12 protein-coding genes are annotated in these 12,273 nt (G+C 71.2%); 8 read left to right on the top strand and 4 right to left on the bottom strand.

Annotation, left to right across the window (positions count from 1 at the left end; genetic code table 11):
• The coding region (locus ABZ194_RS10540) for a winged helix-turn-helix domain-containing protein (RefSeq protein ID WP_355594576.1) at positions 1–462 on the top strand (462 nt) is incomplete at its 5' end.
• Positions 463–498: 36 nt separating this feature from the next.
• Here ABZ194_RS10540 and ABZ194_RS10535 read toward each other — a convergent pair.
• Both ABZ194_RS10535 and ABZ194_RS10530 read right to left on the bottom strand, forming a co-directional pair.
• Positions 499–1,368, bottom strand: coding sequence for a PaaX family transcriptional regulator C-terminal domain-containing protein (locus ABZ194_RS10535; RefSeq protein ID WP_355594574.1), 870 nt, complete (start codon positions 1,366–1,368; stop codon positions 499–501).
• Positions 1,365–1,505: a hypothetical protein gene (locus tag ABZ194_RS10530; RefSeq protein ID WP_355594572.1), complete on the bottom strand. Its 141-nt coding sequence runs from the start codon at positions 1,503–1,505 to the stop codon at positions 1,365–1,367. The genes ABZ194_RS10535 and ABZ194_RS10530 overlap by 4 nt, the downstream gene beginning before the upstream one ends.
• A gap of 103 nt (positions 1,506–1,608) precedes the next feature.
• On the opposite strand from ABZ194_RS10530, the gene ABZ194_RS10525 reads away from it, so the two are divergent.
• Positions 1,609–2,622 (top strand): alpha/beta hydrolase, encoded by a 1,014-nt coding sequence (locus tag ABZ194_RS10525; RefSeq protein ID WP_355594570.1) that lies wholly within the window; start codon positions 1,609–1,611, stop codon positions 2,620–2,622.
• 151 nt (positions 2,623–2,773) lie between these two features.
• Complete coding sequence (locus ABZ194_RS10520; RefSeq protein WP_355594568.1) at positions 2,774–4,057, top strand: cytochrome P450; 1,284 nt, start codon at positions 2,774–2,776, stop codon at positions 4,055–4,057.
• An 84-nt stretch (positions 4,058–4,141) separates the two neighbouring features.
• Here the strand turns inward: ABZ194_RS10520 and ABZ194_RS10515 are convergent, their stop codons facing one another.
• Together ABZ194_RS10515 and hypF are read right to left on the bottom strand one after the other, a co-directional pair.
• Entirely contained in the window at positions 4,142–4,978 is an 837-nt protein-coding gene (locus ABZ194_RS10515) for a metallophosphoesterase (protein ID WP_355594566.1), read from the bottom strand.
• 231 nt (positions 4,979–5,209) lie between these two features.
• A complete protein-coding gene (hypF, locus tag ABZ194_RS10510) occupies positions 5,210–7,552 on the bottom strand; it encodes a carbamoyltransferase HypF (protein ID WP_355594564.1) in 2,343 nt (780 codons plus the stop codon).
• 168 nt (positions 7,553–7,720) lie between these two features.
• Here hypF and ABZ194_RS10505 point away from each other — a divergent pair, with 168 nt between their 5' ends.
• The 5 genes from ABZ194_RS10505 to ABZ194_RS10485 all read left to right on the top strand — a co-directional run bounded on the left by ABZ194_RS10505 (position 7,721) and on the right by ABZ194_RS10485 (position 12,228).
• Positions 7,721–8,341 carry an SIS domain-containing protein gene (locus ABZ194_RS10505; RefSeq protein WP_355594562.1) on the top strand — a complete coding sequence of 207 codons (621 nt, stop codon included), beginning with the start codon at positions 7,721–7,723 and terminating at the stop codon, positions 8,339–8,341.
• Positions 8,338–8,574: a HypC/HybG/HupF family hydrogenase formation chaperone gene (locus ABZ194_RS10500; RefSeq protein WP_355594560.1), complete on the top strand. Its 237-nt coding sequence runs from the start codon at positions 8,338–8,340 to the stop codon at positions 8,572–8,574. Before ABZ194_RS10505 ends, ABZ194_RS10500 begins: the two co-directional genes overlap by 4 nt.
• The gene (locus ABZ194_RS10495; RefSeq protein WP_355594558.1) at positions 8,561–9,256 is read left to right on the top strand and encodes an SIS domain-containing protein; all 696 of its coding nucleotides are present in this window, start codon (positions 8,561–8,563) and stop codon (positions 9,254–9,256) included. Before ABZ194_RS10500 ends, ABZ194_RS10495 begins: the two co-directional genes overlap by 14 nt.
• Positions 9,257–9,347: 91 nt before the next feature.
• Entirely contained in the window at positions 9,348–10,424 is a 1,077-nt protein-coding gene (locus ABZ194_RS10490; protein ID WP_355594556.1) for a hydrogenase expression protein HypE, read from the top strand.
• A 1-nt stretch (position 10,425) separates the two neighbouring features.
• Positions 10,426–12,228: a nickel-dependent hydrogenase large subunit gene (locus ABZ194_RS10485; protein ID WP_355594554.1), complete on the top strand. Its 1,803-nt coding sequence runs from the start codon at positions 10,426–10,428 to the stop codon at positions 12,226–12,228.
• The last annotated feature ends 45 nt before the right edge of the window (positions 12,229–12,273 follow it).

Below are 12,273 nucleotides of genomic sequence, written 5' to 3'. Positions count from 1 at the left end.
TGGACCACCGTGCCGATCATCGTGCTCTCCGGCCGGGCCGGCAACCAGGACAAGGTCGAGGCGCTGGACGCCGGCGCCGACGACTACGTCACCAAGCCGTTCAACATCGACGAGCTGCTCGCCCGCATCCGCGCGGTCACCCGCCGCACCGCCGCCCATGACTCGGAACTCGCCCAGGTACAGGTCGGTGACCACGTGGTGGACCTGGTCGGCAAGACCATCTCCGATGGGGTGCGGTTGACGCCCACGGAGTGGCATCTGCTGGAGATCCTGCTGCGTAATCCCGGCAAGCTGATCAGTCAGCGTCAGCTGCTCACCGAGGTCTGGGGGGCGAAGTATCTCAAGGAGACCCATTACCTGCGTCAGTACATGGCTCAGCTCCGTAAGAAGCTGGAGCCGGATCCGGGCCGCCCGGTCCACCTGCTCACCGAGCCCGGGATGGGCTACCGCTTCCAGCCCTGAGAACCGCCGGCTCCGACGCCGTCCGGCACCGGCCGGTCAGGGGTGGGCGACCTCGCGGACGACGTCGGCGTAGAGGCGGAACAACACGGCCGGTGAGCTGTCGTCGCCCCTCCGCAGGAGGTGTGACCAGCACCGGGCGAGCATGGCGCGGGCCTCGGCGCCCGGCCACGGCTCCGGCAGCAGCTCGGCGGGGAGCAGCGGGTCCGGCTCCATGGCCCGGGTGAACTCCGAGGCGAGTTCGATCGCGACGGTGAGCAACTCGGCCCGGGTGAGCTCGCCTGGACCCCGGAGCCGGTCCAGGCGGGGACGGGCAACGGAGACGAGCCTCCGGTGCCGCTCGGCGATCTCCTCCAGCGGCCAGAGCAGCGCGGCCAGCCGGCGCGGGTCCTCCTCGCCTCCCACGCGCAGGTTCGTGCTGGCGACGCAGGTGAGCCCCCCGGCGACGCCCAGTTCCCGGGCGCGCGCCTCGACGAGGTCCTCCCAGGCGTTGGCCGAGACGTACAGGCCGCCCTGGAGCTGTGCCCCGCCGAGCCCCAGGATCGTCTCGCGCAGCGCGTCGCGTGCCGCCCTCGCAGACTCGGGGACCGCGAAGGCGGCGAGATGCCAGGTGTGGTCCCACGGGGCCAGGCCGCGGTCCTGGTGAAAGGCGTAACGGACGAACTCGACGGCCGGGGTGAACGATCGCCAGGCGTCGGCGGTGACCCGGAGCAGGGCTTTCCGGCCCCGGCCCTCCTGGGTGAAGCGCCCCTCCTCGATGAGCCGCTTGACACAGAGACGGACCTGCTGGTCGCTCATCCCCAGGGTGTTCGCCACCGTGTAGAGCTCGGCGGCGTCGACCGTGGCGTCCTCGCGGACCATGCCGTGGACGAGCGTGCGGGTGGGGATCTCCACGGGTTCGGCGATCACCGGCGGTGCGCCTCTCCGGCGGCCGGGCGGGACATCCTGGTCACCGCGCCGAACCCCAGGAGCCGGCGCGGGCAGGGCGTCCGCTCGGCGCCGGGCGGCGTCTCCCGCCGGATCTCGACCATCTTGTCTCCGCTCATAGCGTTCAAACATAGTACGATCGTTCGAGAAACGATAGTTTACCTGATCTTTACATCTGGGGAGGGTCATGATGGATCGCGTTTCCCGGTTGGAGCCCGCGCGGTGAGCCGGCGGCTGCGCGGGTTCGTGGCGGCGGGGGCAGCCCTGCTCCTGCTGGTGATCGCGGGAGTCGCCGCGGTGGTCTGGCAAAACACCTACGACCTCCGTGAGGAGAGGGTCGCGATCCCGGACGGCCCGCGGTCGCTGGACGGGGTGCTCGCCCTCCCGGCCACGGGGCGGGGGCCTTACGGGCTGGTCGTCTTCGTGCACGGCGACGGCCCCGTCGACGCGACCCAGAACGGCTTCTACCGTCCGATCTGGGAGGCGTTCGCCCGCGCCGGCTACGCCTCCCTGTCGTGGAACAAACCCGGTGTCGCCGGTTCGAAGGGCGACTGGCTCGGCCAGAGCATGGAGGACCGGGCCCGTGAGGTCACCGCCGCCATCGCCTGGGCCAGAGCCCGTCCCGGCCTCGACGGGCGTCGGATCGGGCTCTGGGGAGCCAGCCAGGCCGGCTGGGTGATGCCGAAGGTCGCGGCCCGCACCCCGGACCTGCGCTTCGTCATCGCGGTCTCACCGGCGATCAACTGGCTCCGCCAGGGCCGTTACAACCTGCTCGCCGAGCTCAGGGCCGAGGGCGCCTCACCCGCCACGGTCCAGGCGAGACTGAAGCGCAGCGAGACCACCCGCAGCCTGCTCCGGCGGGGGGCGACCTTCGAGGAGTACCGCGCCGCGATGGGCGGCACCGGGGACATGACCGAGGCCCGATGGGGGTTCGCCCTCAGGAACTACACCGAGGACGCCACGGAGGACCTGTCCCGGGTACGGGTGCCCACCCTGCTTGTCCTGGCGGGTCACGACCTGAACGTCGACGTCGCGGACACCGAGACGGTCTACCGGGCGAGCCCGGCGCCCCTGTGGGTCAAGCGCTATCCCGGCGCCGACCACGCGCTGCTGCGCGAGGAGGTCGCCGGTTCGGAGATCAGGATCGTTCTCGCCGCCCTGTTCGCGCCCCGGAACCTGTTCGCCGACGGCTTCCTCGCCGACCAGGCCGGATTCCTCCGGCGGGAGATCGGCTGACCCGCCCGGAGCGCAGGGAGGAGGGTACGTGCCCGGCGCCCGGTTGACAGCGGCCTCGACGGGCGGGAAAAAACGAAGTTGCACGGCGTGCGGGTCTAGGTATGGTCGAACAAGGAGGCACCATCCACTGTGATCCACCACAGGAGCGCCGATGACCCGTCCCGCAGCCGAGGTCTCCCACGCCGAGCAGCCCCCGTCGCCTGATCGAGCCAGGCTGCGGGTGCGGCTGCCCGATGAGCTGACGGTCCGGCAGTGCCCGTTCGACCCGCCGCGGGCACTGGCCGGGATGCACGAGAAGGCGCCGGTCAGCCAGGTGAAGCTGGGCACCGGTGAAGATATATGGCTGATCACGGGCATGGACGAGGCCCGTGCCGTGCTGTCCGACCCCCGGTTCAGCGCCGACCGGTTCAACCGGCGCAACGCCCTGATCTCGGTGCCCGACGAGGTGCGCGAGAAACTGCTCGACGCACGGGCCATGGCCGGGCAGTTGCTGCTCATGGACCCGCCGGAGCACAGCCGTCTGCGCAGGCTTCTCATCGGTCAGTTCACCCTGCGCCGGATGCGCGCCCTCATCCCGCGCATCACCGAGATCGTCGAAGCCCACCTGGACGCGATGGCGGAGGCGGGCACCTCGGCGGAGCTGGTCGGCGCGTTCGCCCTGCCCGTGCCGTCCATGGTGATCTGCGAACTGCTCGGCGTCCCGTATGAGGCCCGCACCGACTTCCAGCGCCGCACGGCGACCCTCATTCGCATGGACACGCCGCTGGAGGAGGTGATACGGGTCCGCGATGAGATGCGGCAGTTCATGCACGAACTGGTGGACGCCAAACGCGCCCGGCCCGACGACGGGCTGATCTCCGAGCTGATCCACGGCGACCACGCGGGGGAACTCACCGACGACGAGCTGGTCGGCATCGCCAACCTGCTGCTCACCGCCGGACACGAGACCACGGCCAACATGATCGGCCTGGGTGTCTTCGCCCTGCTGGCCCACCCCGACCAGCTCGAACTGCTGCGCCACGACCCGGAGGTGGCCGACCGGGCCGTCGAGGAACTGCTGCGTTACCTCTCGATCATCCACCTGGGCCCGTTCCGCGTCGCCACCGAGGACGTGAGGATCGCCGGCGAGCCGATCCCGGAGGGAGGCACGGTGATGATCTCGACGCCGCAGATCAACCGGGACGCCGCCCACTGGGACGACCCCGCCACCTTCGACCTCACACGTGCGCGCAACCCGCACCTGGCCTTCGGGCACGGCGTCCACCAGTGCCTGGGACAGCAACTGGCCCGTGCGGAGATGACCATCGCCCTGCCCGCCCTGCTGCGTCGCTTCCCGAACCTGCGGCTGGCCTGCCGTCCGGAGGAGGTGTCGCCGCGCGACAACATGTTCATATACGGCGTGCACTCCCTGCCGGTCGCCTGGGACGTCCCCTGAGGGCGGCGACGATCTCCGGTGGCGGCACCCCCGCAGGCCCACCGCGTGGGGGAGCGCCGGTGGGGAGGTGAGGAAGAGGGAGGATCAGCCCGGTGCGGGGGCGGGCAGGATCCGGCGGGGGCGGCCCGGCGGGGTGGGACGGGGCCGCCACTCACGGGGATAGCCCAGCGAGACCTCCTCGAAGCGCACCCCATCGTGCCAGGTGGTCCGGGGGATGTGCAGGTGGCCGTAGACGACCGCGACCGCGTCGAAGCGCAGGTGCCAGTCGGCGGTCCGCTCGGTGCCGCACCAGATCGCGAACTCCGGATGGCGCAGGATCAGGGTCGGCTCGCGGACCAGCGGATAGTGGTTGACCAGCACGGTGGGAACGCCGGGAGGGCGGGCCGCCAGCCGCCGTTCGGTCTCGGCGATCCTGGCCAGGCACCAGGCGGTGCGGGAGGGATGGGGGTCGGGGTGCAGGAACATCTCGTCGGCGCAGACCACCCCCCTGTCGTAGGCCAGGGCGAGCGCCTCCTCCTCGGTCGCGACCCCCGGCACGCGGAAGGTGTAGTCGTACAGCGTGAACAGCGGGGCCACGGTCACCGGCCCGCCCGGCCCCTCCCACAACGGATAGGGGTCCTCGGGGGTCACCACTCCCAGGGCGCGGCAGACCTCCACCAGGTGCCGGTAGCGCTCCTCGCCGCGCGACCGGACCGGGTCGCTCGGATGGGTCCACAGCTCGTGGTTGCCCGGGGCCCACACCACCTTCGCGAAGCGCCCGGCCAGCAGGCCGAGCGCCCACTCGACGTCGGCGACCGCCTCGGAGACGTCCCCGGCCACCAGCAGCCAGTCGGACCCGGAGGCGGGCCGCAGCTCCTCGACGATCCGCCGGTTCTCCCGGTAGCCGATGTGCAGATCGCTGATGGCCAGCAGAGACGTCATCCGCGCACCGCCCGCGAGGCCCCGGGCCGTGTCCCGGGCGGCGCCCCGGGCGGTGCTCCGCCGTCCGCCCGGGGCGCGGCGGCCCGGCGGGCGGCGGAGGCCGCCACAGAGATCGGTTCCAGTGGTTTCCCGCCGTCCAGCACCGCCGCCTCCGTCTCCACCCGATGTGAGGAAGATAACCGGGAACGTGCGCTATGACCAAGGGCGCGGATCCGCGGGCGCCGATGGGGGTCAGAGCGGGCCGAGCTCGTCGCGTGCCGCGGCCACGGCGGCCTGGCCGAGGCTGATGCCGCCGTCGTTGGGCGGGACGTGACGGTGGGTCAGCACCCGGAAGCCGTGGTGCCGGAGGACGCGGACCAGCCGGTCGAGCAGCAGCCGGTTCTGGAAGACCCCGCCGGACAGGGCGACGGTGCCGACGCCGGTGTCCGCGCGCAGCCGTACGCAGCCCGCCGCGGTCGCCGCGGCCAGGCCGTTGTGGAAGCGGGCGGAGACCACCGCCGGGTCGGTCCCGCACCGCAGGTCCTCGACGACGGCCCGGACCAGGTCACCGGCCTGGATCAGCAGCGGGTCACCACCGGAGAGCCTGACCGGGTAGGCCGTCACCTCGGCGGGATCGGCCCGCTGTTCCAGCGCGACCGCGGCCTGCCCCTCGTGGCCGGCGGTGTCGCGGAGGCCGAGGATCGCCGCGACCGCGTCGAACAGCCGCCCGGCGCTGGAGGTGAGCGGGGAGTTCACGCCGGACCTGGCCACGGCCACCACGTCGTCCCAGTTCCGGCTGTTCCGTGAGCGCACCGGGAGGTCGTCGGGCGGCGTGCCGTCATAGGCGGCGTCCAGGTGCGCGGCGGCCATCCGCCAGGGCTGCCTGACCGCGGCCGTGCCGCCCGGCAGGGGCACCGGCGCCAGGCAGCCGGCGCGGGTGAAGCCGGTGAGGTCGGCCAGCAGCAGCTCACCGCCCCACAGCGTGCCGTCGGTGCCGTAGCCGAGACCGTCGAAGGCCACCCCGATCACCGGTCCGGTCTCCCGGTTGTCGGCCAGGCAGGAGGCGATGTGCGCGTGGTGGTGCTGGACCTCGACCAGTTCCACCCCGCCGCCGTCGTACAGGTCGCGGGCGTACTTGGTGGACAGATACTCCGGGTGCCGGTCGTGGGCGACCAGTTCCGGGGTGATGCCGAACAGCCGCCGGAAGTGGTCGATCCCCGCGGCGAAGGAGCGCAGCGTCTCGTAGTCCTCCAGGTCACCGATGTGCGGGGAGACGAAGGCGCGATCCCCGCGGGCCAGGCAGAAGGTGCTCTTCAGCTCGGCCCCGCAGGCGAGTACGGCCCGCCGTACCGGCCGGGCGAGCCGGAGCGGCTCGGGGGCGTACCCCCGCGACCTGCGCAGCGGGAGCTCACGTCCCCTGGCCACGGCGACCACCGAGTCGTCGGCGCGGACGTGGATCGGGCGGTCATGGGTCAGGAAGCCGTCCGCGACGCCCGCGAGCCGGGTGAGCGCCTCGCAGTCCCGGTAGGCGATGGGCTCGCCGGAGAGGTTGCCGCTGGTGAGCACGTACGGCCCGGCGAACTCCGCGGCGAGCAGGTGGTGCACGGGCGTGTACGGCAACAGCACACCGAGCCTGCGTTCGCCCGGCGCGACCGCCCCGGCCAGTGGGGCGTCCGGCAGGCGGGGGAGCAGCACGATCGGCGCCCGGGGGCCGGTGAGCAGCCGCTCGGCCTCCCGGTCCACCTCACACAGGGCCCGCGCGGCGTCGAGGTCGGCGACCATGACGGCGAACGGCCTGTCCTCGCGGTGCTTGCGCGAGCGCAGGGTCCGCACGGCCTCCTCGTCGCCGGCGCCGACCGCCAGGTGATAGCCTCCGAGACCTTTGACGGCCAGCACGCCGCCCGAGTCCAGCAGCCGGGCCGCCGCGGCGATCGGGTCGCCGTCACGGGGACGGCCCCGGCCGTCGAGTATCCGCAGTGTCGGACCGCAGGCCGGGCAGCAGATCGGCTGGGCGTGGAAGCGGCGGTCGGCCGGGTCGTGGTACTCGGCCGCGCACCGCTCGCACATGGCGAAGGCGGCCATCGTGGTGGCCGGACGGTCGTACGGCAGGTCCCTGACGACGGTGAACCGCGGCCCGCAGCCGGTGCAGTTGACGAAGGGGTGCCGGTACCGGCGGTCGGCCGGGTCGAACAGTTCGGCCAGGCAGTCGGCGCAGGTCGCGACGTCGGGGGAGACCAGCGCGGCCCGCCCGCTCCCCTCCTTGACGCCGGTGACGCCGGTGACGTCCTCGGTGACGCTGTCGGCGATGTGGAACCCGATCTCCCCTCGCGCCGGTATGGCGGTCGAGATGATCCGGTCGATCACCGCCAGCGGCGGCGCGTGGCCCCGCAGGTCCTTCTGGAAGCGCGCGACGTCCGCCGCCGTGCCCTCGGCCTCGATGAACACGCCCCGCCCGTCGTTGCCCACCCAGCCGGACAGCGCCAGCCGCCGGGCCAGGGAGTGGACGTGCGGGCGGAACCCCACCCCCTGCACGATCCCCTCGACCTGGATCCTGACGCGGGTCGGGGACTCGGCCGGTGTCCGTCCGCTGCTCATGCGGTCATCCTCCGGCCCCCTTACAGGCCGCCGGGGGCGGGCACGCGCGACATGGGGGAAAGGTCACCTCTGTGATCAGACCTTTACCCCGGGTTGTGGTGCCGGAGGTGACGGCGTGCCGACCACGCAACGTAGCCTGGCGACTACCGTAGACAACGGAGTGTTCACATGCCAGTGACATCGACCATGCATCCAGCAGTCGGCGAGGCTTTTCTCAGGCGCGACTCGGCGGGCCACGCGCTCGCGGCGGACTCCGAGCGCATCGCCCAGGCGTGCCGGGAGATGGCGGCCCGCTTCCGCCGCGGCGGAAAGCTGATCGTCTTCGGTAACGGCGGCGGCGGCACGGACGCGGCCCACATCACGGTCGAGTTCATGCACCCGGTCATCGTGGGCAAGAAGGCGCTGCCGGCGGTGGCGCTGAGCAACGACTCGGCCACGGTCAGCGGGGTGAGCGGCCGCGAGGGGCTCGCGGAGACCTTCGCCCACCAGGTGCGCCAGTGGGCGGACCCGGCCGACATGGCGCTGGGCATCTCCCGCGACGGCGGGTGCGAGAACGTCCTGCGCGGCCTGGAGACGGCCCGGGAGCTGGGCCTGTTCACCCTCGCCCTGGTCGGCGGCGACGGCGGCGCCATCGCGCGGGACGGGGTGGCCGACCACGTCCTGATCGCCGCCTCCGACGACCCCGCGGTGGTCAAGGAGATCCACGTCACCGTTTACCACGTCCTGTGGGAGCTGGTCCACGTGCTCTTCGAGCAGCCGGGCCTGATCGGCGACGGGGCGGCCGGATGACCGGGCTCGCGGACTGTTCCGGCGGCACATGCGTCACCTGCGCGGACGAGGCGGTGCCGGTCACGGTGGTCCGGCTGTCGGAGCGGGACCTGGCGATCGTCGTCGACGCCGGCGGCGTGTTCCAGGAGGTGAGCGTCGCGCTGGTCGACGCCTCGGTCGGTGACACCGTTCTGGTGCACGCCAAGGAGGCGATCGCGGTGGTCTCCGGGGGGAGTGGCGATGAGCATGCTTGAGGAGCCGAGAGCCGAGGGGGTGCGCGGGCTGTACCCCTTCCTCTATCCGGGGCAGGCCGACCTCGACTCGGTGCTGGCCGAGGCCCGCCGGTCCACCGAGGAGAAGGCCGCCGAGATCATCCGGCTGCGCTGGCAGGTGGCCGAGGTGGCCGGGGACGAGCTCGTGGAGTGCGCCGAGGAGATGGCCATCCGGTTCGCCTCGGGCGGCCGGCTGTTCGCCTTCGGCAACGGCGGGAGCAGCACCGACGCGCAGGAGGTGGCGACCACCTTCCTGTACCCCGACTACGGCCTGTCCCTGCCGGCGCTCTCCCTGACCAGCGACGTCGCCGTGGTCACCGCGCTCTCCAACGACGTGGGGTTCGACGTCGTCTTCGCGCGCCAGCTCGCCGCGCTCGGACGGCGTGGTGACATCGCCGTCGGCCTGTCGACGAGCGGCGGCTCCTTCAACGTCCTGCAGGCGTTCGAGGAGGCGGCCCGTCAGGGCATGCTCACCGTCGGCCTGGCCGGGGACCAGGGGGGCAGGCTGGCCGACCTGGATCTGCTCGACTATCTGTTCGTCATCCCGTCGTCGTCGGTCCACCGGATCCAGGAGGCGCAGACGACGGTCTACCACGTGCTCTGGGAGCTCACCCAGCACGCGCTCGGAGCGGTGACCGCCCCGCGGTCCCACAGCACCGGCTGAGCCGGCCGGAGCCCATCACGACACGCCCCCACCGCACAGTCCCCCGACTCGATCAGGATCCATCGTCATCGACGAAGAACGGGGAGGCGCCATGGCAGCGTCGATGGAACGGGCAGGGAGTGGGCCGCGGCGACAGGACGAGCCGCCGGTGCACATTCTGTGGATCAACGCGGGGCTGAGCTGTGACGGCGACTCCGTCTCGCTGACCGCCGCCACCCAGCCGAGCATCGAGGACATCCTGCTCGGCGTGTTCCCGGGGCTGCCGAAGGTGGAGGTGCACTGGCCGCTGCTGGCCTTCGACTCCGGCCCCACGCAGGGCGCCGACGTGTTCATCGAGTGGTTCTTCAAGGCCGCGCGGGACGAGCTGGACCCGTTCGTGCTGGTGGTGGAGGGGTCGATCCCGAACGAGTCGATCAAACAGGAGGGGTACTGGTGCGGGTTCGGCACCGACCCGGCCACCGGCCAGCCGATGACCACCAGCGAGTGGCTGGATCGGCTGGCGCCCAAGGCGACGGCGATCCTGGCGGCGGGCACCTGCGCCACCTACGGCGGGATCCACGCGATGGCCGGCAACCCCACCGGGGCGATGGGGGTGGCCGACTACCTGGGCTGGGACTGGCGGTCGAAGGCGGGGCTGCCGATCGTGAACGTGCCGGGGTGCCCGATCCAGCCGGACAACCTGTCGGAGACGATCCTGTACCTGCTGTACCAGCTGGCCGGGCAGGCGCCGATGATCCCGCTGGACGAGGCGCTCCGGCCGACCTGGCTGTTCGGCCAGACGGTGCACGAGGGCTGTGACCGGGCCGGCTACTACGAGCAGGGGCAGTTCGCCACCGAGTACGGCTCGCCCGAGTGCCTGGTCAAGATCGGTTGCTGGGGCCCGGTCGTCAAGTGCAACGTGCCCAAGCGGGGCTGGATGAACGGCATCGGCGGATGCCCGAACGTGGGCGGGATCTGCATCGCGTGCACGATGCCGGGGTTCCCCGACAAGTTCATGCCGTTCATGGACGAGCCGCCGGGGGCCCGGATCTCCTCGACGGTCAGCACCGCCTACGGCGGAGTGATCCGCACCCTACGCGACATCACCCTCAGAACAGTCGACAAGGAGCCGAAGTGGCGCAGGAAAGGCCATCAGCTGCTCACCGGATACAAGGCGCCGTGGAGCTGACATGACGACCTCATCGCAGCGGAGCGGCTCGTCGCAGCAGAGCGACGAGCTGGTGGAGATGGCCTGGGATCCCATCACGCGGATCGTGGGAAGCCTGGGCGTCTACGCCAAGATCGATTTCAAGAACAGGAGGGTGGCGGAGTGCTACAGCACCTCGTCGATCTTCCGGGGCTACAGCATCTTCATGAAGGGCAAGGACCCCAGGGACGCGCACTTCATCACCAGCCGGATCTGCGGGATCTGCGGTGACAACCACGCCACCTGCTCGGTCTACGCCCAGAACATGGCCTACGGGGTGCGCCCTCCCGCACTGGGGGAGTGGATCCTGAACCTCGGCGAGGCGGCCGAGTACATGTTCGACCACAACATCTACCAGGAGAACCTGGTCGGGGTCGACTACTGCGAGAAGATGGTGCGCGAGACCAACCCCGGCGTGTGGACGCTGGCCGAGCGCACCGAGTGCCCGCACGCGGCCGACCACGGCTACAGGACGATCGCCGACATCATGCGGTCGCTGAACCCGCTGGAGGGGGAGTTCTACCGGGAGGCGCTCCAGATGAGCAGGCTCACCCGGGAGATGTTCTGCCTGATGGAGGGCCGCCACGTCCACCCGTCCACCCTGTACCCCGGCGGGGTGGGCACGGTGGCCACCGTACAGCTGTTCACCGACTACCTGTCGCGGCTCATGCGGTACGTGGAGTTCATGAAGCGGGTCGTGCCGATGCACGACGACCTGTTCGACTTCTTCTACCAGGCGCTGCCCGGCTACGAGGAGGTCGGCCGCCGCCGGGTGCTGCTCGGCTGCTGGGGCAGCTTCAACGACCCGGCGCACTGCGACTTCACCTATCAGAACATGGGCGACTGGGGTCGGCGGATGTTCGTCACCCCGGGCGTGATCGTCGACGGCAGGCTCGTCACCAGCGACCTGGTCGACATCAACCTGGGCATCCGGATCCTGCTGGGCAGCTCCTACTACGACGACTGGCAGGGCCAGGAGCCCTTCGTCACCCACGACCCGCTGGGCAACCCCGTCGACATTCGCCACCCGTGGAACCAGCACACCATCCCGCACCCGCAGAAACGCGACTTCAACGACAAGTACAGCTGGGTGATGTCGCCGCGCTGGTTCGACGGGAAGGACATGCTCGCCCTGGACACCGGCGGCGGGCCGATCGCCAGGCTCTGGTCGACCGCGCTCTCCGGCCGGGTCGACATGGGCTACGTCAAGGCGACCGGCCACAGCGTGCAGATCAACCTGCCGAAGACCGCCACCATGCCGGAGAAGACGTTCGAGTGGACTATTCCCCAGCACAACGGCCGGCCGCTCTCCAACGCGCTGGAGCGCAACCGGGCCCGCACCTACTTCCAGGCCTACGCCGCGGCGAGCGCGCTGTACTTCGCCGAGCAGGGGCTGGCGGAGGTGCGGGGCGGCCGGACCGAGACCTGGGCGCCGTTCACCGTGCCGGACGAGGCGATCAGCTGCGGGTTCACCGAGGCGGTGCGCGGCGTGCTCTCGCACCACATGGTGATCCGGGACGGGAAGATCGCCAACTACCATCCGTACCCGCCGACGCCGTGGAACGCCAGCGTCCGGGACGTCAACGGGGTGCCGGGTCCTTACGAGGACGCGGTGCAGAACACCCCGATCTTCGAGGAGAACCCGCCGGAGAGCTTCAAGGGCATCGACATCATGCGCACGGTGCGCAGCTTCGACCCCTGCCTGCCGTGCGGGGTGCACATGTACCTCGGCGGCGGCAAGGAACTCCGCAAACTGCACAGCCCCCATGCCTTCAACACCACGTGACCCGTCGGACGCCGGGGAGCCGCCCGCTCTCCGGCGTCAGGAGAG

Source organism: Streptosporangium sp. NPDC006007, from assembly GCF_040614315.1.
GTDB lineage: Bacteria > Actinomycetota > Actinomycetes > Streptosporangiales > Streptosporangiaceae > Streptosporangium.
The sequence above is the reverse complement of the archived record's forward strand: the minus strand, read 5'-3'. Positions and strand labels throughout refer to the sequence as shown.

Excerpts from the sequence above, each read along its gene's own strand:
- ABZ194_RS10530 (WP_355594572.1), bottom strand. The coding sequence starts at position 1,505 with ATGAGCGGAGACAAGATGGTCGAGATCCGGCGGGAGACGCCGCCCGGC.
- ABZ194_RS10520 (WP_355594568.1), top strand. The coding sequence starts at position 2,774 with ATGACCCGTCCCGCAGCCGAGGTCTCCCACGCCGAGCAGCCCCCGTCG.
- ABZ194_RS10515 (WP_355594566.1), bottom strand. The coding sequence starts at position 4,978 with ATGACGTCTCTGCTGGCCATCAGCGATCTGCACATCGGCTACCGGGAG.
- hypF (WP_355594564.1), bottom strand. The coding sequence starts at position 7,552 with ATGAGCAGCGGACGGACACCGGCCGAGTCCCCGACCCGCGTCAGGATC.
- ABZ194_RS10505 (WP_355594562.1), top strand. The coding sequence starts at position 7,721 with ATGCCAGTGACATCGACCATGCATCCAGCAGTCGGCGAGGCTTTTCTC.
- ABZ194_RS10500 (WP_355594560.1), top strand. The coding sequence starts at position 8,338 with ATGACCGGGCTCGCGGACTGTTCCGGCGGCACATGCGTCACCTGCGCG.
- ABZ194_RS10495 (WP_355594558.1), top strand. The coding sequence starts at position 8,561 with ATGAGCATGCTTGAGGAGCCGAGAGCCGAGGGGGTGCGCGGGCTGTAC.
- ABZ194_RS10490 (WP_355594556.1), top strand. The coding sequence starts at position 9,348 with ATGGCAGCGTCGATGGAACGGGCAGGGAGTGGGCCGCGGCGACAGGAC.
- ABZ194_RS10485 (WP_355594554.1), top strand. The coding sequence starts at position 10,426 with ATGACGACCTCATCGCAGCGGAGCGGCTCGTCGCAGCAGAGCGACGAG.